The organism is Paenibacillus sp. sptzw28 (assembly GCF_019550795.1).
Taxonomy (GTDB): Bacteria; Bacillota; Bacilli; order Paenibacillales; family Paenibacillaceae; genus Paenibacillus_Z.
Genome location: NZ_CP080545.1, coordinates 4,593,116 through 4,612,621, shown reverse-complemented (window position 1 = coordinate 4,612,621; position 19,506 = coordinate 4,593,116). Strand labels below are relative to the sequence as shown.

Sequence of the window (19,506 nt, the reverse complement as noted above, 5' to 3'; positions counted from 1 at the left end):
GGCGTTCGGTTTAATAGAGGTTATACTATTATGGAGGGGATTCGATTGAAAGCGGGAGACAAGAATAAGAAGTTCGCATGGCTGCTCATCGTATTGATGGTACTCGTTCTAATGACCGCATGCAGCGGCCAGAGCGGAGACGACGGGAAGAGCAATGAAGCTGCCGGAACAGGCAGTGCAGGCTCGCAGGAGACAACGGCCGCAGAAGGTGCGGGCGGCGCGGGAGATTCAAGCGAACCGGTAGAGCTCACACTGTTCATCAACCACCCCTGGTATCCGATCAAGGAATGGACGGGGCCGATCGCCGACAAGATTACCGAGAAAACCGGTGTCAAGCTCAAGGTTACGGTCGCCGCCGATGACAAGCAGCTTCCGACCATGATTGCATCCGGAGAGCTTCCAGACTTGATTTTCACGGATAACACAGGCAACAATATTGACAGGCTCTCTGATCCGAACATTTCCTATCCTTTGAACGAATTGATTCAGAAGTATGCCCCGGACTTCAAGATTGATCCGATACGCATCACAGTCAATACGGCGGATGACGGTAATTTCTATACGATCCGCGACGCTTTCTCCACGAAGGAAGAATGGGATGCGAACAAGTACGCGCTCGGAAATGACGGCAATCCAGGCATCGCGATTCGTGAAGATTTGGTACAAGAAATGGGCAATCCGCCGCTGAAAACGTTGGACGATTTAGTAAACCTTCTCGGTATGGTGAAAGAGAAGTATCCGGATATGGTGCCGCTCGTTATGGATAAAAACTGGATCGAGCCTTATTTCATGACGCAATTCGGCGTCGAAGGGGGACTCGGTTCCTGGTATGAGACCGACGGGAAAGTCCATTACGGGCTTAACAATCCGAAATTGCTGGATTATTTTAAATTCATGAATAATCTGTACCGAAAAGGATATATTCTAGCGGAAAATTTCGCGTTTGCCAACGATCAGATCGACGACGAATACACCGTTGGCGGCAAAGCGTTTATGCACAGCCATACGGTCAGCGTCGGGGATCGGAACAATATTGCTGCCGAGCAAAAAGGCTTGCCGTATAAGTTCAAGATGATCCCGGAGGTGCTTAGTAAGGACGCGAAAGTTGTCAGTACGGGGATTGGTTGGTCCGGCACCTTCATAACGAAAAACAACAAAAACCCGGAAAAGTCGATCAAATTCCTCCAGTATCTAGCTTCCCCGGAAGGGTTGAAACTGACGATGTTCGGCATCGAAGGCGAGCATTGGACGTGGAACGAGGAAGGCTATCCGAACCTGAAATATAGGCCGGCAGATTCCGATTTCGTCAATAAAAACGGGATCAAGTGGTGGGGGCTCTTATATACAGATGCTGTTACGGAGGGGCTTTGGAACTACGTGCCGGGCACGCAAACGACGCAGGCGTTGGTGGAGATTAAAAACATTACCGAATTTAAGCCGACGATAGGTTTGATACAGCTCAAAGCCGATTCAAAAGAGCAGATTATGAAAACGAAGATTGATGAGATGGTGAAGAACCAGAAAGTGAAGATCTATTTGGCGAAATCAGATGCCGAATTGATGAAGGCGTACGAGGATATGATCAATACTGCCAAGAAAATCGGGATGGACAAGGTTGATGAATACGCGAATCAGGTTTATGCACAGAAAAAATCGTTGTTACAGTAATCCGATTCCGGTAGGGGCTGCTGAGGCCTCTACCGGATTTTGCCCCTACCGGAAAGTACGGATGCATGATACGTTTACAGTGATTTGCGTATTAGGCTTCGGCCAACGGGAGAGTGGGCTTTCATGAGCATTGTCAAAAAAATTGTCGTTGGCTATTTTTTCATCATTTTCATCCCTGTTATTGTCGTTGGTGCCTTATTTTATAATCAGATCTACGGGAGTCTCGTCTCACAATTTGCCGACAACCGCCAGAACATCCTTGAGCAAGCGTATTCAAACTTGAAAACGGATCTGGCCCGAATCGAATCGGTGTACCGGATTTTGCAATATAATGCGTATGTGACCGATTATTTGGACGGCGTGTTCGATTCGGAATCGGAGAGTGTATACACTCATCTTCGGTACATCGATCCGCTGTTTTCCCAATCCATGGCTATCAATCCGGAGATGAAGTCAATGGTCATATACAAGCTGAAAGACCAAGTTCTTTCGATTCCGGAGCGATTTGTCGACCGCGCCGCGTTAAATCCCAAGGTGTTGTCGGCTGTCGCAACGTTGAAGCCGGGCAAAGGGAAATGGATCCGGCTGTCGGAGGAAGGAGCTACACCTTCCTATAGTTACTATCAGTATTTGTACAATAGTCGGTACACGGAAAAGATCGGCCTGCTTGAAATTCGGGTCGGCGATGAAATGATACGGCAGTTTCTGAAAGCGGCCGGCGTCGGGGAGCATTGGCGAGCACTATTTTTTAACCCAGAGGGGGATAGGCTTCCTCTGGAGCCAGTGTCCGCGGACGCGGTCTTCGAATCCGAAGACCGAATGTTGGCAGGGCTCGCTGCCGACCGGACGATCGAAAGCGATTTTATTTATCACCGCACGATTGTCAACCAGATGTTTCTGAAAGAGCTTGGTGTCCGTGTCCTGATTGCCGGTCAGGTGAGCGATGTGTTTGAGCGGAGCCGCAACCGGGAAATCGTTCTTGTTGCCATCATTATCGCGTTGCTTGTACTGCTGTCTGTCCTATACTATTCCTTTGCGTCTTCGATAGCCAAACGAATTTTGAAGCTGGCACGGCATATGAGGGCTGTGAGCGACAGTAATTTGAAACTGGTGACAAACAGTCAGAGCGATAAGGATGAAATCGGTTTTTTGACCTTGTCTTATAATGCGATGATTCAGCGGTTGGATGAGCTCATCAATCATGTTCACCGCGCCGAACTCAGAAATAAGGAAATCGCTTACAAAGTTCTGCAGGCGCAGATCAAACCGCATTTTCTTTACAACACGCTGGAAACGATCCGCATGATGGCGGAAGCGAACGACGACAAGGAAGTGGCGGATATTTCCTATTCGTTCGCCCGCCTGATGCGGTACAGCCTGTCATCGCAGAAGGACGACACCGTGCTCAGCGCGGAAATCGAAATGGTTGCCTATTACCTGAACATTCATCAGGCCCGGCTTGGAGACAGACTGGAGGTCGAGTTTGACATTCGGCTTGATGAGGAATCCGTTCCATGCCCCCGGTTCATGCTTCAGCCGCTCGTCGAAAATTGCATCGTTCATGGTGCTTCAACCGTTCTCCGTCCGGTTCGTATCTTACTGTTTGCGGAGGAGACTGGCGATGAGTTCCGGATCGTGCTGACCGATAACGGGGCGGGGATCGCCTGGGACAATCTGAAAGACATTCGCGCTTTGTTGGCGTTCGGCAGCGATGCGAAGGGGAACTTGGACGACGAAGGCGACAGCCTTGGACTGTATAACGTCAGCGAACGCATCAAAACTTTTTATGGCGGCACCTCGCGCATAGAACTCGAAAGTGAGGAAGGGAAAGGAACGACTTTAACCTTATACTTGTCGAAAGGGACGGTATCGTTACAATGAAAGTTATGATCGTAGATGACGAGCCAGCCATTCTGAAGGGACTTCTGAAAGTCGTTAAGGATTCCGCGCCTGAGTTTGCCGAGGTGGCGCTGGCGCATAACGCTTTTGATGCGCTTGAGAAAATGATGGAACATCGGCCGGACGTTACGATAACGGATCTCAACATGCCGGAGATGGATGGTTTCGCCTTGATCGCCGAAGCCAAGTCACGGGAACTATGCAATCGTTTTATTATTCTGACTGGATACGATGAATTTCAATATGCGCTGCAAGCGATTCGCGCCGGTGTGATCGACTATTTGCTGAAACCGATCAATAAGAGCGAACTTTCCGTCTTGCTTCATCGGATCGCCGCCGAACTTCCTGTCATCTGCTCGGCTGACGACCGCGATCATGCGGCTAAAATCCTCGGGTTTATCGAATTGAATTACTCGAAGGATCTTTCGCTAGACCTTCTGGCCGAACATTTGAATTTGCACCCGAATTATATCAGCAGTCTGTTCAGCAAGGAAACCGGGACGACTTTCGTGCAGTATATAAATACGGTGCGAATTCGCGAAGCGAAAAAGCAACTTGCCGAATTCCCTCATGTGCCTGTCAACTCGATTGGGGCTCGCGTCGGTTTTGAGAACCGGCATTATTTCAACAAAGTGTTTAAGAAATTTACGGGAATGACGCCGGGGCAGTATCGGGCCGTGTTGGGAATTGCCTCGTCAGAGGATCATGAGTAAATGTATTGTACCACTTTCTTCGATAAACCAGATGGATTACCCCCCGAGAAAGTCATTACTATCACCAATCATATTTCTTCAAATATTGGAAGTATCCTGCCCGTTCGTAATAAAAAAGGAGCGGCTGCCGTCAGCAACTGCTCCATGGTGCGTTCAATTAACGCTTCCCGTTTGTTCAATAACGTAAAACAATCTACTTAGATATGTATGTTTTTTGTTTTATTATCGGGGTGCGTTACATACTCCATGTAATCTACCGCTCCTTAAAATCCAAATAAGCCTGATAACGAGTGCGAAGAGCTGGATGTGTAATGAAAAATCAATCCCCGCCTATAGGCTCAGCGTGCCGTGGCGAATGTACTCGGGATCGGCCGATGGTTTATGTTCGCCAGCCACAGGCGGTATTTTCGATCGCCTGAATACCCGCCTTCTCATCATAAGACAGGTAAACGTCACACAGCGCCTTGAGCTCCTCGTTTTCGAGATATATTCGACCTGCTGATAGATATGGAGGACTTCAACTCGTATCGCATCGAAGTCGGGGTCGCGTCATTGCAAGTAGTAGCGGACTTTATGAGTCTGGAGTTCCTGTGCAGGCAAAAGTCAGGAAACACTGCTGGAAGTCATGCGGGCTATGCAATCATCTCCTTGATCTTTCGCATGCTCCCGGACTTGCAAGCATACGATGCGTCCAAACTCATAGGAATAGCCCAGTTCCTTCGGTTTCTGGCAAGCGAGCTAAATAACCCACGCCTTGGCTTCCGGGGTCATCTCCGGAGGTCTTCCGGTTCGCTGTTCTTCTTCAAGCGCTGCTTCGGCTCCGTGCTCCAATGCCTTTTCAACGCAACGATTGACTTTCGTAACGGTGGTGTGCAGGATTTTCGCGATTTTAGGAATGCTCAAGCCCTCAGCGTAATGGCCGTGCAAGTTCCACGCGTCGATATTCTTTCGTTCGCGCTTGACTGATTCACGTTAGCATCACGCGTTGTTCAACGGTTAGCAACAACTTAGTTTTCTCTTTGACTGAAATGGCATGGTATCTCTCTGATCAAAAGGCTCTCAAGATTATACCACAACCTGTGTACCTGTAGTTTCATAATTTTTGGATCATTATACTAGTTGCACGTTCATCTCTTGCCCATGGTTATCGATAAAAATGATTCATATAGTAGCTAGGTGATTCTCCCAATACCTTCTTGAAAACCCTTGTAAAATAAAACGGGTTTTGAAATCCGAGACGTTCGCTGATTTCCGAGACATTTAAGGAGGTAGTACGCAATAGATGCAGAGCTTTATTCATTCTTAGCCGCGTATGCGCTTCGATAATCGTTTGACCGGTTATTTTGGAGAAGGTTGCGGAAATATGACTGTAATTCAAATTCATGTATTCGCTCAGCCCTTTTGCGTCAAATTCCTCTTCGTCATGTCGGCTCAAATACGTCATGATTCGTCCTACATGGGCTTCGGCCTTTCCTTGCTTTACCGCTTTCTCCCGGTTGGACGCCGAACGATAGAGGCTCAAGAACAGCTGGTAGGCTTGGAGGCTGATTTCCGTCATCCGGTGCGATCTTTGTTTGCGGATGCTTTCGATCATGGATTGTAAACGTTCTTCGGTCGTATAATGCAGCGCAGCCTCACCGAATTTAGGCATCTGAAGCATATACTGGTAATGGCCCTGGAAATAGTATTCGAGCTCGGGTACAACAGGCTGCCGTTTATATTCGATTCTCTCATCGGCAATCGTGGTAAAGTGAATCCAATACCAGGTCGTTCCTGGAAGCGTCTCGGGCCGTCCCCAATGATGCAACCCTTTCTTCAGAAATAAATGTTCATTCGTCCCTACGACGTATTCGATATCCTCCTCAACGACCTGCATAGAGCCTTCAGTGACGAACAGAAAGACGTCATAATCCAGCACCCGATCCGGGTGCGAATACCAGTCATCGGTTCGATTGCTGCCAATATCCCGGACTAGCGGGAACCTGTCCGCCGTTAGATAAATATCCCGTTCCATCGCTTCCGCTCCTTCCATTATAAATCCAAAAAAAGTGCAGGTAATTGAAATAAATTGCATTCAATGTTAGTGACCATCCATTTACTATATTGAGTATACAACAAAAAAGAGTGAGGTATAAGGATGGTTATGCGTTTTCAAGAATACGCCTGCGGTCAAACCCGTCTCGCCGAAGGACCGCTCAAGGCCCGCTTCGAAATCAATAAACAATATGTCATGAGCTTAACGAATCAAAATCTGCTGCGGAACTTTTACCTCGAGGCCGGTTTATGGAGCTACAGCGGCAATGGGGGGACGACCAGCGCGACTTCGACCTGTTCGGATGGTCCAGAGAATTGGCACTGGGGATGGGAATCTCCCACATGCGAGCTGCGCGGTCATATGATGGGACACTGGTTGTCCGCTGCAGCCCGAATTTATGCGCAGACGGGCGATAACCTCGTCAAGTCGAAGGCGGATTATATCGTTTCCGAGCTCGGTCGCTGCCAATTGGAGATCGGAAACGGGTGGCTGGCCGCATTCCCGGAAACGTACATGGATCGGGTTGTGAACGGCAAATGGGTCTGGGCGCCTCATTATACCGTCCATAAGCTGTTGATGGGCCTCTATGAAATGTATGTTCTTGCCGGCAACGAGCGGGCGATCGCGATTATGGTCGGTATGGCGGACTGGTTCCATAGGTGGACAAGCGAATTTAACCGAGAGCAAATGGACGAACTGCTCGACATTGAAACAGGCGGTATGTTGGAAACATGGGCTGACTTATATGGCATTACGAAAGATACGAAGCATCTGGTATTGATGGAACGATACGACCGGCGGCGTTTCTTCGACGCACTGCTGGCTGGCAGGGATGTGCTTACAAACAAACATGCAAACACGCAAATTTCGGAAATTCTGGGTGCGGCTAGAGCGTGGGAGGTGACAGGGGTCTCGCGCTACCGGGAAATCGTCGAAGCCTTCTGGAAATGTGCGGTTACTGAACGGGGCTATGTCGCGACGGGCGCTGGTGACGATGCGGAGCTGTGGATGCCTCGCGGCAAAATGAACCGAATGGGCGTCGGGCAAGAGCACTGTGTGAACTACAATATGATGCGTCTTGCTCATACGCTGCTTCGCTGGACGGGGGACCCTGCCTATGCCGATTATTGGGAACGCAGGTTTGTTAACGGGGTCCTCGCGCATCAACATGAAGAATCCGGTATGATCGCTTATTTTCTCGGAATAGGCGCTTGCAGCACCAAAAACTGGGGGTCGCCTACGCAGCATTTTTGGTGCTGCCACGGAACGCTAGTGCAGGCTAATGCGGCATACACCGAGCAGATCTTTATGCAGGATGAACAAGGCATTGCTGTGATGCAGTGGCTACCCGCGTCTTTGCGAACGAATATCGGAGACAGCTCGATCGGCTTGACGATTCGACAAGACGGCCAGCACGGACTGCATCCGCTTAATGCATGGAATGTGGAGGGGATGAAGGCGATTACGGAGGTGCATGTTCCGCCCACTCCCGAACACCGTCCCGATCGGTTCATCTATGAAATCTCGATTTCGGCTTCGAAGGAAACGGCGTTTCGCCTATCGATCCGTATCCCCTGGTGGGTGAGGGGGGAGGCGACAATCGCCGTTAACGGCGTTACATTGAATGGAGAACGGTGCCCGGCCGCTTTTGCCGAAATCAAACGAACGTGGATGAACGGTGATCTGATACGGGTGGAATTCCCGAAATCGTTAACGGCCGAAGCGCTTCCAGGCGAACCGGGAACGGTTGCTTTTATGGACGGTCCGATTGTACTGGCCGGCTTGGTTGACGAAGAAAGGCGGCTTCATGGGAACCCGAATCAGCCCGAAACGATGCTTGTTCCCGATCGGGAACGCAATCACAGCTGGTGGAATACCGGTTTTTACCGAACGAAAGGTCAAGATCGAGGGTTTCGGTTCATTCCTCTTTATGAGGTTAAAGACCAGAAATATACTGTATATTTCCCGGTCGAGTGAGTTCAAATCTATAGAAATGAGAGGATATAAGCATGGACGCTGGTGCATTCTGTGGATCATGCATGATTTGACCGGGAAGGAAAGCTATAAGCTGGCGGCCTGGAACCGGGACGAAGAGCTCGAGAGATGGCTCGTGCAGCCCACCGACGAGCTGAATCATAATGTGGGTTTCCAATTCCTTCCAACTGCCGTTATCAAGCACAGCTTGACCGGAGATTCGGATGGCAGATCGGCCATAAGACAGCGACGGAATATGGAAGGCTGGCCGCTGAAGCTGCGAAAGCGATGCGTTGGGTGGATCCTAACCTGGAGCTCGTTGTATGCGGAAGCTCGCACAGCAAGATGCCTACTTATCCGGATTGGGAGGCCACCGTGCTGGACCATACCTACGATCAGGTTGATTATATCTCGTGCATCAATATTATGGAAACCGTGCCAATGATACGGCCAACTATGTAGCCCTGTCCCTCAACATGGAGGCTTTCATCAAATCGGTCATCTCCACCTGCGATTATGTGAAGGCAAAGAAACGAAGCAAGAAAACGATAAATATTTCGTTCGATGAATGGAATGTATGGTATCACTCCAATGAAGCAGATAAAAAGATGGCTCCGTGGCAAATTGCTCCGCCACAATTGGAAGATATTTACACATTTGAAGACGCTATTCTTGTCGGTTGTATGCTGATCGCCATGCTAAAGCATGCGGATCGGGTCAAGATCGCCTGCCTGGCGCAGCTCGTAAACGTGATTGCTCCGATTATGACTGCAACGGGAGGCGGCGTTTGGCGTCAAACCATTTTCTATCCTTATCTTCACGCCTCTGTATTCGGCCGTGGTACGGTATTGAATGCTGCCGTTTCCTCTCCCAAATATGACAGTATTGATTTTACGGATATTCCTTATCTGGAATCAACGGTTGTTCATAATGAGGAAACTGGAGAGTTAACGGTTTTTGCCGTCAATCGCGATCTTCAGGACCACATGCGTCTCGAATGTGATGTAAGAGGCTTCGAAGGATACTCTCTATATGAGCACATCGTTTATCAAAATGATGATCCTAAAGCCCGGAATACTGAACAGGAACCCGAAAAGGCCGTTCCTCACAATTATGGAACAAGCAGTCTGGATTGTGGAATGCTGACAGCCGTTCTGCCCAAGTTCTCATGGAATGTGATTCGGTTAAAGCGTTCCGAAAAGTAAGGAGATTTATGATGGCGATCAAGCGTATGTCGATGCCGGTGGCAAATAATCTCGAAGGGTAAAACCGGGGGGCATGCCCTCTTCCTTTTCGAGACTTTCAGGGAAGGTGTACATATGGGAAAGCAATTGGTCTCCATCGACCTTCTGCAGTGGGACATGGAGCGCAATGGTTATTCGGAACCAAAGGCAGCAAATGGGAAGGATGTTCATTTCTCTCCCGGCGGAAGCATGACGTTTCAATTTCCGGGAGTGCGCGAGCCGAATAATTGGTATATGCACGGATTTGAGGAGAAAAACGATTTAAGCGTCGATCTGAGGGATTGGCGTTTTTTGGAGATCGAAGTCGATATGCCGGCGGACGGTTTGCTGGAGCTCACGGCAGAAGCCGGTTTGCTCTTGAACAAGAGTCCGATGCCAGAGGAAGAGACGTTTGCTACGGCGAACTGTCTGGTTGCCGGAAGCGGCAGACAAACGGTCACGTTCCAATTGACACAGTTTGACGATAAAAAATCGTTGTCAGGCAAGTGGAAATATGTCCGCTCCTTTCGATTGTCCGGAGAATGGAAGAGCGGTGGCTCGAAGGAGCCCATTTCCCTTCTACGAATAGAGCTGAGGCGGAGGAAGGCGGTTCATATTAGCGCCCTGGTTCGTTCCAAAGCGGCACCGGGAGGAGAGATAGCCCAATACGAGGTTAGTGTCAGCAATTGTACGAACCGCCGGCAGCCCGTCAACTTCACATGCGTGAACTATGGATGGGAAACAATGGCCGTCCAGTTGGATCCCTCCGTCGTTATCCTCGCGCCATGGGAATCCCGACAAATACGAATCAGCGTGAAGGTTCCAGAGAAGATCGCCCCAGGAGGGCATGAGATCCAGCGAATTATTGCGGTTCCTGGCGGACAGGGCGATGCCGCCGACGAGCTCATGCTGATTACGCTTCGCGCCCTGCCGCACCCTTATGTGAAGATGACGGAACCCGAGTGGGAGGAAGTCCGAAGCAAGATACGCGATCACGAATGGGTACGCGAGCGACTCGCCATGTACGAGCGGCGAGTGGACAACAGGACGGTTCCGGACCTGCATGACGGTCCGTATCTGTTTGAGACGCGCCACTCCGGCGAGGCGATGACGGCGGCCATCGTTTGGAAGCTGACAGGCAGACGGGATGCGGGGGAGAAGGCGGCGCTTTTCCTCCGGCGGCTGTGCGACCCAGAACGAGGGTATCCCGCAATGCGGCGTGCAAGCCATCAGGAGCTCGTTCACGAAGGCGGATTGTTCAGGCAGGCGGCGGTTGTGTATGATTTGCTCTATGATTCGGAGTTTCTGTCGAAGGCCGACCATGAACATGTGGAGATCAGCTTCCGCCTGTTTATCAAGTTGATCGATTGGGCACTGAGCATAGGAAATATATCGAACTGGACGCTTGTGGAACTCGTCGGCGCATTGGCCTGTAGCCAGACGCTGCAGGATTATGAGAGGATGAGTCGCTTTCTTTATGGAACAGGGGGATTTACCGACCTTCTGGCCAAGGGCACCCTGGACGACGGATGGTGGTATGAATGCTCGGTGGGCTACAACCTGCTGGTTGCGGGATTGTTCACCGAGATTGTGCAAAGCTGCAGGCCCTGGGGCATCAATCTGGCCGATCTATGGGTGCCGGCTCATTATTACGAACAGGTTACGCCGGGCGGAAAGCCTGTGATCGACGGGCTTTGTCTCGATATTTGGGGACCGAGCCGAAGCAATTACCGTTCGATTACGCAGCTTTGGGACAGCCTGCTGCCTTTCGCCGATTATCGGGGTGTGCTGTTCGGCTTCAACGATTCTGCCGAGTCCAAGCTCCCCGGTGTTTCGATCGACTTGTATATGGAACCGCGCTACGATCTTGCTTACTACCTGTACCACAAACCGGAATATGCCGACGTTCTCCTGACCTGCAGCCTTGCGGAACGCGATCTGCTGTATGCGGTTCCCGATCTTAAGCCAAGTGAATCCAAGGCGTATCTATCTTCCGCGTTCACAGACAATGCAGGGTTAGCCATACTTCGTTCACAGACCGAGGGAAGGGTTCCGCGGGAGCAAATTCAGGCCGTTGTAAAATATGGCACCCACGGCGGGGCCCACGGCCACTATGACCGGTGCGGCCTGCTGTCCATCATGCGCTATGGGAAGAGTTTCTATAATCCGGAAAGCATCTGGTACAGCTACCATACGTTTATGTATAAGTTTTACGTGCAGAATTCCATTGCCCACAATATGGTGGTCGTGGACCAGAAGCTCCAGGATCCGGCGGAAGGGCGAAGGCTGCTGTTTCACAGCGGTCCGTTGTTCCAGGCATGCGCCGTTGAAAATAAAGCACGGTGGTCACACTCCGTATGGCGGTTGGAGAGTAAACGGAAATAAGACGTTTGCGGAGCGCAGCTGGAATGAGGGCAGGTATGTGCCTATCCCGGACCGGACGCCGGAGTATTCGCAGCGTACGGATTTTACTGAGCCGGTTCTGCAGCGGCGGATGACCGTAGTGACCGACGATTATGTCGTCTTGTTCGACTATGTAAGCGGGGAACGAGAGCACGTTTATGACAGCCTGTTCCACTGCAAGGGATTGGTCAGTTTGGAGGCGGAGGAGAAGCGGTATAAAGGGCACACGGAGCAATTCAACCCGGACCCTCTCGGCAGCGCCCAATTCATAACCGACTGTGAGTGGTACGATATGTCCAGCACGGTCAAGGCCCAATTCAAGATGGGCTTCGGAGCGGATTATGACAACCGGGCGAACCGGACGGCATGGAACGAGGACGGCCCGCTGAACATTGATCATTATACGGTATGGCCGCCCCAAGTAGAGATGGCCGTGGGAACGGACCCGGAATATTTCGTCGTGGAAAAGCAGCTTCATTATGCGGTCACTGGCGACGGCCATCATCTCGCGGACGGGAAGTTCGGAGCCTGGATATTGGGGAGAGACGATCTGGAGCTGCCGGTTGAAGGCGTGCAGACGCTTACGTTGCGGGTGAAGACAGATGCGGTGGATGGCGAACACGGCTTTCCGAAGAAATCGGAGAAGACGATTTTCTGGGGAGATCCCCATATCATCACGGAGGGCGGCGGAATCCGCTATTTGGCCGATTTGCCGCTCCAATATGAAAATACCGACCAGGGCCATGGAATTGGTCTCGATTATTACGGCGGTCCCGTTAAGCTTGCGGCCAAACGCTTTGAACGGGCGATTCCGGCCAATCCTGCGGACCTGGAGCGGGAAGGCGTCATCACCGTTGACTTGACGGGCTTAAAGGCGGTTCGCTTCGTCGCTTCCATAGGCGGCGACTACCCCCTTGGTGACGAAACGTCCCGCCGGAAAATGCTCAGTGCTCGCGCTGCCGGGAAGAGCGCTCGCTTCATATCCGTAATCGAACCTTATGAACAGAGTTCCAAAATAGCAAAGGCTGTGGCGGCCTCCGCCGACGAGCTTCGCGTCGAATTGACGGACGGCAGAGTGCAAACGATCAAGCTCGCCGATTTCGAAGGGGATGGGAACGCCATAGCCGTCATCGTCCAGGAAAACGATGCAGATGGGTGTACGCTTCGGCAAGAAAAAGCAAGCAGCTCCGATCGAATTTGATATACGGTAACGGTGCCGATTCATTCATGAATGACGGCACCGTTATCGCGACAGCTGAAGGCTGGTTGTATCTCGCTGGCGTGCTGGATCTACATGGGCGTAAACTCGTGGGTTGGGCAATGGACAGTCGTATTGTTATGACAATTCCCCGATGGAATCCTTTTGGGGCAAGCTCAAAATGGAATGGCTCAATGATTATTCGTTCAAGACGCGTGATGAGGCTAAGAAGGCTGTATTTGAATATATCGAATTATTCTACAACCGTCGAAGAACGCATTCCTCCAACGATTATATCCCTCCATTCAAGGTCGGGGATGAGCTGTAAGCATTAGTCTAATTGGTGTCACTGAGGCTTTCTCTGTGTCTACTTTTTCGAGGCAAGTCATTCTGTCGCGTAGTCACAGTCGTGAACGCGGAAAGCTCCTTTTTTATTTTAGGCCATTATAAGTGCTTTGAAAAAACTCATCATAAGTGGAAGTGTTACAAATTACATCGGGTTGTGTTCACAATGTCAAGAAATTCGATAATACAGGTGAAGATCTGGAGGACCTAATCTCTATCGGCACAATCGGCCTTATCAAAGCAATCGAGAGTTTTCAGCCGAATAAAGGAACCAAGCTGGCGACATTCGCCGCCCGCTGTATTGAGAACGAAATACTTATGCACCTTCGGTCATTAAAAAAGACGCGGAAGGACGTATCGCTGCACGACCCGAATAAGGCTATGCCTATCGAATTTAATAATGATATTACCAATAATGGACATGGACCGTTTAGCGAAAGGGGGAAGGGCACGATGACAAGATATAAGAGAGATTTAGCGATTAGCTCTATGCAAAGTTTTTACTATGAACAACGGCGGTTGTTTGTATAGAGCAGAGATAGGATTCCGCCTTAACGCTGCATGGTAATCGGTTGTTTATAGTAATGACTTTGCTCCCTTAAAGATTCTATAATTTTAAGGAGCAGGGCTATAATGAAATATGTTAAAAATAACCATATATTACCAGAAGAATTGCTGAAAGAAATACAAAAGTATGTGCACGGTGAAATGGTGTACGTCCCTAAACCGAAAGGTTTACGTAAGAAATGGGGAGAAGATACTGGTATCAGAAGCGATTTACGCCAAAGAAATCAGGAGATCCGCCATAGATTTTCTGTTGGTGAAACGATGGAGCAGCTATCGGAGCGATTTTTTCTTTCTTCCTATAGTATTAAAAAGATCGTTTACTCCAAAAAATAAATGCTCAAGAGTCACGTCGGATTCCATCCGATGTGGCTCTATTTGTATATAACATTTTTTATACTTTTTTATTATATATAATCTTTGCGCTGCTTTTATTAGTATGACATATATGGGGTGCCTCATCGCCACGGGCACCAAACCACTCCATTATGTCAAAGATCCTAAATCAAATTCAATTCACTAAGGAGTATGTTTTTATGAACACTGTCATCTCCAATTCAACCTTTCGGACATTCATTCGCTTGCTTTCTCTGTCCAAACCGTACATGGGCTGGTATTTGCTTATCATTTTTGCTTCATTGCTCTCAACGGTCATCGGACTTGGCATTATGGAGGCTACTCGCAGAATCATAACAGGTGCTTCTGACAAGGTTCCTGCACTTATTTATAGCGGATTGTTCGTTGGCTTGGCTGCAATCGTCTTGCAATTTGCAAACAATATCGCGATTTCCTGGTTGAAGGCCACATTTTATAATCGGTCAACGACTCGGTTGCAAATGCGACTGCTTCATTTAGTCTCGACCAAGAAAATGTCCGAACTAGCGGAATACCATAGCTCCGATCTATATGGCAGAATTACTGATTCGGTAGCTGAAGCACAAAGGGGGCTAAACGATAAATTTCCACTTTTCTTCACGAATATTGTTCAGTTGGGTGTGGCGTTTACTTATTTCAGTTGGTTGAATATGACGCTTACGATTGGAATGCTCTGCTTTGCCTTAGCATTCCCTGTTTTGACCTATCCGCTTACAGGTCGCCTAAGAAATCAGCATGATTTGAGAAATTGCGAGGGTGCACACAGCGGTGAGTTTTTGCAAGATGCGATTCAGGGTGGGCACAGTGTACGCGCTCTATCGTTAAGAGCCTACTTTTCAAGCAAATATAGGGAGAAGTTGGATCATGTACGAAAGCGAGATCTTGTCATTGCCGCTTATGATGGTGTGTTCGACTATGCGAATCGAGCCTTAATGTTTGGAGGGATGCTGTTTATTCTCGGCTTCGGCGGCTATCAGGTTTTGCAGGGAAGCCTGAACATAGGAGGACTTACTGCATTTATGGTTGCAAGCGGTAAATTAACAGGACCTATACGTTCAATCGCAGGGATCTGGAATGAGTTGATTTCCTCAATTTCACATACCGGCCGTTTCCAGAGTCTTTTGGATTCGAGTAAAGAACATAAGGAAGAACGTGCAGATATTGTGTTTCATCATGAGCAAGGTGTATCTCTTCATCTGTCGCATATTTACTACGCCTATAAAAAGGGGCCTTCTGTGTTAAACAATATCAATATGACGGCTAACAGAGGTGAACTGACTGCCATCATTGGCAGAAGCGGTTCCGGGAAAACAACACTATTAAAGCTCCTATCGAAATTACTTGAGCCTACGTCGGGAAATATTTATTGTAACAGTACGTCGCTTCATGACCTATCTGCGAATGAATGGTATTCTCAAATCGCGTTGGTTGGCTCAACGCATCATTGTCATGGATCAAGGCCAGATCACCGAAGAGGGTACACATGAACAGTTGCTTAAACAATACGGCCAATATAGAAAGATGTACTACAATTAATTAACTATTCTGAAACGGGGATTTCGCTAACTGGCAGATTAATGGAATTAGTCCGTAACGTTATTTGCTGCAAATGAAATGAGGGAAAACAGCGTAACTTTCGAACCTTAGGAAGCGTATAAAGGAAAAGTTAATGCAACCAATTTCATTTAATAATCGCGTTAATAAAATGGAGAGGAGAGTTCAATTCATGAAAATAATTAAAAGTTGGGGAATAAGCTTTCTAATTGCAATCGTTGCGTCGTTGACTATTAGAACATTTGTCGCAGAAGCTATGATTGTTCCGACTGGTTCGATGCTTCCAACCATTCAAATTAATGACCGATTAATTGTTGAGAAAATAATATGGATGGATGATTATCAGTTTGGTGATATTGTTGTATTTTATCCACCTATAACCGAGAAGGTTAATGAAAGGTATGTAAAAAGACTCATAGGAACTCCTGGTGATGTGATTGAAATTAAGAACGGGGCACTGATTCGTAATGGTGTAAAAGTATCCGAAACTTACTTAAACGAGCCAATTCGGTATGAATTTAGTCCGATTACTGTCCCCGAAAACAAATACTTTTTTTTAGGCGACAACCGTAATGAGAGTTTCGATTCTCATTCGTGGCCTACCCCTTTCGTGGATAAAGAAAGGTTGATAGGGAAGGTAGTTTTAAAAATTCCAACGCATTTAATTGATAAGAGGGATTTAAGGTAAGCTTTTTACTACTTAGCTTCGCTCCGCTACCCCGAAAATTACCCTTAGCACAGGTCCAAAATGGCAATACGAAACTAAGCCCAGTTTTAATGGTTTTAAAAAAACTGTGCTTCTTAAGATATTTGGAGCCTAAGCGGTTATGAGGCCTCCGGAGTGGAGAGAGCGACCTGAAAGCCAAGATTCTCGAGCCTTCGAACCGCTTGTTTCATGATCGCTTCTTGCTGTCGGTGCTCAAAGTAATGGCTGCCTAAATCTTTGTAATCCTCTTTACGTGTGAGGAGATGGTAAGTAATCGTCATGATGGAGTGTGCGACAGCTACGGCTGCTCGGTGTTTGCCTTTTCGGGCTGCGATGCGTCGGTACTGAGCTCCCAGGTAATTGTCGGATCTGCTTACGGAGTGGGCGACTTCAATCAGTGCCGCGCGGAGATATTTGTTGCCTTTGCGTGTTTTCGAGGATTTTCGTTTGCCGGCACTTTCGTTCTGCCCTGGAACTAGGCCCACCCACGAGCAGAGATGAGGGGCGGAGGGGAAGCGCGAACCGACATCGGTCCCAACTTCGGCTAAGATTTGTTCTGCGGTACGCCGGCCGAACCCTGGAATCGTATCCAGCCGCTCAATGTCTTGCTGAAAAGGGTCGAGCCTTTTGGCTACCTCCATATCCAGTTCGAGAATCTGCTCATTCAGAAAATCGACGTGAGTGAGCATGGTTTTCAACATGATCCGCTGGTGGGCACTCATGTTACCACGCAGGGCCAATTCCAGCTCTTCTTTCTTTTTCTTGAGTGTTCGCCGTGCGAAGGCTGCCAGCTTTTGCGGATCTTCTTCTCCCTCGATCATGGCACTCATCATGTCGCGGCTGCTCACTCCCATAATGTCGGAGACAACCGCAGCGAGCTTAATATTGGCGCCTTCCAGGACCTTCTGGACTCGGTTATGTTCGCGAGACTTTTCCTGAATCAAGCTTCGACGGTAACGGACTAATTCACGAAGCTCTCGTTGGTTACGATCAGGAATATAGCTAGGTTTAAGCAGTCCGTGACGAAGTAAGTTACAAATCCACTCCGCATCCTTCACATCCGTCTTCCTGCCCGGAACGGCTTTAATGTGCTGTGCGTTGACGACGAGGAATTGAATCTCATCGGCTTCAAGCAGGTTGACGATCGGTTTCCAGTAAACACCGGTACTCTCCATGGCCACATGCGTACAGCGATGCTGCTTGATCCAGTCGATCAAATCGAGCAGGAAAACCGTGTGCGTACGAAACGTCTTAATCTCCTTTCCTTCGGGAGTCATGACGCAAGCGGTGATGGACTTCTTGTGAACATCCAAGCCGCAAGCGCGCTCGATTAGGACATCCATAACATTCACCTTTCTACGGCAATTGAAATTGAGGACTGGTGCAACAACCAGAAAAGGATTACTCTACCCCGCGTGCTTCCCAAAAGGAGCGACATACCGTGGTGCACCGTGATCGTCGTAGTCAGACTAACGGATGGGTTCGCGACACCATAGCGTAACGACCTTCCTCACCAGCCGTAAGAATAGTATAAAACGCCGCATCAAAATTTTCATTACTTTGTGGTGCCCCGAGAGGGGCATGGGTGGCTAACTGGCACGATAGCGTCATGACGCAGGCTGCCGATGAACCGGCAGCCTTTTCTCATATACGAACGGGAGGATAGCTCAGAGAAAGCGATGATTTTTTTAACTATAAAACAACGTTTCCCTTGATTGTTTAGAGGTATCTGTTAGAGTGAAAATATGGATTTTTTTAAGTAATGATAAAAGACATTATTGTACGGTAAGGGCGGGGGAATCGTGAGAACATTGCGACCAGACTTGTTTAATAAGTACAAGCATCTAAGGCTTATTGATGTACATAACCATGATGCAGATTATTATGCCGATAAAGGCTCGATTGAGATATGGGAAAAGTATAACATTGATAAAACTGTACTTTTTGGTGCCATTTCTGAACCTGCCGCGATGGAGAGCGACAAGCGCTCATGGGATGCTTACACAAAATATCCCGATAAGTTTTATCCTTTCTTCTCCGGATTCCCTATGTATGATAAAGACGGAGTCGCCATCATCAAAGCCAAACTTGAGAAAGGTTACTATGGCATCGGAGAGACTGTTGCCGCTTCCACATATTCTCCGCTAACATCACAATTACAATGGAAATCCACTCACCCTATGGATGGTAATTTGCCTGCCATATATGAACTTTGCGCAATTTATAAAGTACCGATCCTGCTCCATATTGACCCACCCTTCGGAGAGCCCATAATAAAGTTGGAAGAAGCGCTTCGCGCATTTCCAGAAACCGTATTTATATTTGGTCATGCCAATGTCTTTAATCCTCCTGAGAATATTGAGAACCTGCTTAGCAGTTACACAAACTTGTACATTGACTTTTTCGCAGGCTTCACAGCATATGACCCAAGTAATGAATACCCTCTAGAAAAATACATTCCGCTAATCAAGAAATTTTCTGAACGGTTCTTACTTAGTACAGACTCAGCGACTGCACAAAACCTTAACTATGAAAAAGCCATAAATGCCATGTACGAAGTCATCGAACTATGCGAAGATGATGTTGTAGGTGAGCGAATAGGTAGACTAAACTTTTTAGAGCTAATTGAAGCTCAACCTGCTACCCAATCGCAGATAGCTTTAATAACACGAAACAATTTAGAATATGATTCTAGGACTATTAATAAGCGCAAGGCAAACGAACTAATAATCGCAAGCAATTTAGATGAACAATATGACTAATCGAAACGAATAATATAGCTCAATAAACATCAGGAGAAGGCTGCTGGCGCAAATTGGATCGGCAGCCTTACTCCGAACGGGCAGGAT

The 19,506-nt window shown here is 48.4% G+C and carries 13 protein-coding genes and 3 pseudogenes; 13 read left to right on the top strand and 3 right to left on the bottom strand.

Features of this window, described 5'->3' with window-relative positions; genetic code table 11:
- Positions 1 to 45: 45 nt before the first annotated feature.
- The 3 genes from KZ483_RS21140 (at position 46) to KZ483_RS21130 (ending at position 4,280) form a co-directional block, all read left to right on the top strand.
- Positions 46 to 1,668 carry an extracellular solute-binding protein gene (locus KZ483_RS21140; protein WP_258881362.1) on the top strand — a complete coding sequence of 541 codons (1,623 nt, stop codon included), beginning with the start codon at positions 46 to 48 and terminating at the stop codon, positions 1,666 to 1,668.
- Positions 1,669 to 1,791: 123 nt separating this feature from the next.
- On the top strand, positions 1,792 to 3,549 hold the full coding sequence (locus KZ483_RS21135; protein ID WP_220349507.1) for a sensor histidine kinase: 1,758 nt from the start codon (positions 1,792 to 1,794) through the stop codon (positions 3,547 to 3,549).
- Positions 3,546 to 4,280, top strand: coding sequence for a response regulator transcription factor (locus KZ483_RS21130; RefSeq protein ID WP_220349506.1), 735 nt, complete (start codon positions 3,546 to 3,548; stop codon positions 4,278 to 4,280). The genes KZ483_RS21135 and KZ483_RS21130 overlap by 4 nt, the downstream gene beginning before the upstream one ends.
- A 738-nt stretch (positions 4,281 to 5,018) precedes the next feature.
- Here KZ483_RS21130 and KZ483_RS29200 read toward each other — a convergent pair.
- Both KZ483_RS29200 and KZ483_RS21120 read right to left on the bottom strand, forming a co-directional pair.
- Complete coding sequence (locus KZ483_RS29200; protein ID WP_220349505.1) at positions 5,019 to 5,183, bottom strand: hypothetical protein; 165 nt, start codon at positions 5,181 to 5,183, stop codon at positions 5,019 to 5,021.
- 241 nt (positions 5,184 to 5,424) lie between these two features.
- Complete coding sequence (locus KZ483_RS21120; RefSeq protein WP_220349504.1) at positions 5,425 to 6,294, bottom strand: helix-turn-helix domain-containing protein; 870 nt, start codon at positions 6,292 to 6,294, stop codon at positions 5,425 to 5,427.
- Between the two features lie 123 nt (positions 6,295 to 6,417).
- On the opposite strand from KZ483_RS21120, the gene KZ483_RS21115 reads away from it, so the two are divergent.
- The 9 genes and pseudogenes from KZ483_RS21115 (at position 6,418) to lepB (ending at position 16,639) form a co-directional block, all read left to right on the top strand.
- On the top strand, positions 6,418 to 8,292 hold the full coding sequence (locus tag KZ483_RS21115; RefSeq protein ID WP_258881360.1) for a glycoside hydrolase family 127 protein: 1,875 nt from the start codon (positions 6,418 to 6,420) through the stop codon (positions 8,290 to 8,292).
- A 222-nt stretch (positions 8,293 to 8,514) separates the two neighbouring features.
- Positions 8,515 to 9,494 (top strand): annotated as a pseudogene (locus KZ483_RS21110) (alpha-L-arabinofuranosidase C-terminal domain-containing protein); the annotation flags it as partial.
- A gap of 114 nt (positions 9,495 to 9,608) precedes the next feature.
- Positions 9,609 to 11,897, top strand: coding sequence for a COG1470 family protein (locus KZ483_RS21105; protein WP_220349503.1), 2,289 nt, complete (start codon positions 9,609 to 9,611; stop codon positions 11,895 to 11,897).
- Complete coding sequence (locus KZ483_RS21100) at positions 11,839 to 13,116, top strand: hypothetical protein (protein WP_220349502.1); 1,278 nt, start codon at positions 11,839 to 11,841, stop codon at positions 13,114 to 13,116. The genes KZ483_RS21105 and KZ483_RS21100 overlap by 59 nt, the downstream gene beginning before the upstream one ends.
- 133 nt (positions 13,117 to 13,249) lie before the next feature.
- Positions 13,250 to 13,441, top strand: a pseudogene (locus KZ483_RS29195) (IS3 family transposase); the annotation flags it as partial.
- Between the two features lie 146 nt (positions 13,442 to 13,587).
- Positions 13,588 to 13,830: pseudogene (locus KZ483_RS21090) on the top strand (sigma factor); the annotation flags it as partial.
- Between the two features lie 261 nt (positions 13,831 to 14,091).
- Positions 14,092 to 14,358, top strand: a complete 267-nt coding sequence (locus tag KZ483_RS21085; RefSeq protein ID WP_220349500.1) for a CD3324 family protein — start codon at positions 14,092 to 14,094, stop codon at positions 14,356 to 14,358.
- 200 nt (positions 14,359 to 14,558) lie between these two features.
- Positions 14,559 to 15,884, top strand: coding sequence for an ABC transporter transmembrane domain-containing protein (locus KZ483_RS21080; protein WP_220349499.1), 1,326 nt, complete (start codon positions 14,559 to 14,561; stop codon positions 15,882 to 15,884).
- Between the two features lie 239 nt (positions 15,885 to 16,123).
- On the top strand, positions 16,124 to 16,639 hold the full coding sequence (lepB, locus tag KZ483_RS21075; protein WP_220349498.1) for a signal peptidase I: 516 nt from the start codon (positions 16,124 to 16,126) through the stop codon (positions 16,637 to 16,639).
- 137 nt (positions 16,640 to 16,776) lie between these two features.
- Here the strand turns inward: lepB and KZ483_RS21070 are convergent, their stop codons facing one another.
- Entirely contained in the window at positions 16,777 to 18,000 is a 1,224-nt protein-coding gene (locus tag KZ483_RS21070) for an IS110 family RNA-guided transposase (RefSeq protein ID WP_220349497.1), read from the bottom strand.
- Between the two features lie 459 nt (positions 18,001 to 18,459).
- On the opposite strand from KZ483_RS21070, the gene KZ483_RS21065 reads away from it, so the two are divergent.
- On the top strand, positions 18,460 to 19,419 hold the full coding sequence (locus KZ483_RS21065; RefSeq protein WP_220349496.1) for an amidohydrolase family protein: 960 nt from the start codon (positions 18,460 to 18,462) through the stop codon (positions 19,417 to 19,419).
- The last annotated feature ends 87 nt before the right edge of the window (positions 19,420 to 19,506 follow it).

What these genes read in the sequence shown, in the direction of transcription:
- KZ483_RS21135 (WP_220349507.1), top strand. Translation starts at nt 1,792, where the DNA reads ATGAGCATTGTCAAAAAAATTGTCGTTGGCTATTTTTTCATCATTTTC.
- KZ483_RS21130 (WP_220349506.1), top strand. Translation starts at nt 3,546, where the DNA reads ATGAAAGTTATGATCGTAGATGACGAGCCAGCCATTCTGAAGGGACTT.
- KZ483_RS21120 (WP_220349504.1), bottom strand. Translation starts at nt 6,294, where the DNA reads ATGGAACGGGATATTTATCTAACGGCGGACAGGTTCCCGCTAGTCCGG.
- KZ483_RS21115 (WP_258881360.1), top strand. Translation starts at nt 6,418, where the DNA reads ATGGTTATGCGTTTTCAAGAATACGCCTGCGGTCAAACCCGTCTCGCC.
- KZ483_RS21105 (WP_220349503.1), top strand. Translation starts at nt 9,609, where the DNA reads ATGGGAAAGCAATTGGTCTCCATCGACCTTCTGCAGTGGGACATGGAG.
- KZ483_RS21085 (WP_220349500.1), top strand. Translation starts at nt 14,092, where the DNA reads ATGAAATATGTTAAAAATAACCATATATTACCAGAAGAATTGCTGAAA.
- KZ483_RS21080 (WP_220349499.1), top strand. Translation starts at nt 14,559, where the DNA reads ATGAACACTGTCATCTCCAATTCAACCTTTCGGACATTCATTCGCTTG.
- lepB (WP_220349498.1), top strand. Translation starts at nt 16,124, where the DNA reads ATGAAAATAATTAAAAGTTGGGGAATAAGCTTTCTAATTGCAATCGTT.
- KZ483_RS21070 (WP_220349497.1), bottom strand. Translation starts at nt 18,000, where the DNA reads ATGGATGTCCTAATCGAGCGCGCTTGCGGCTTGGATGTTCACAAGAAG.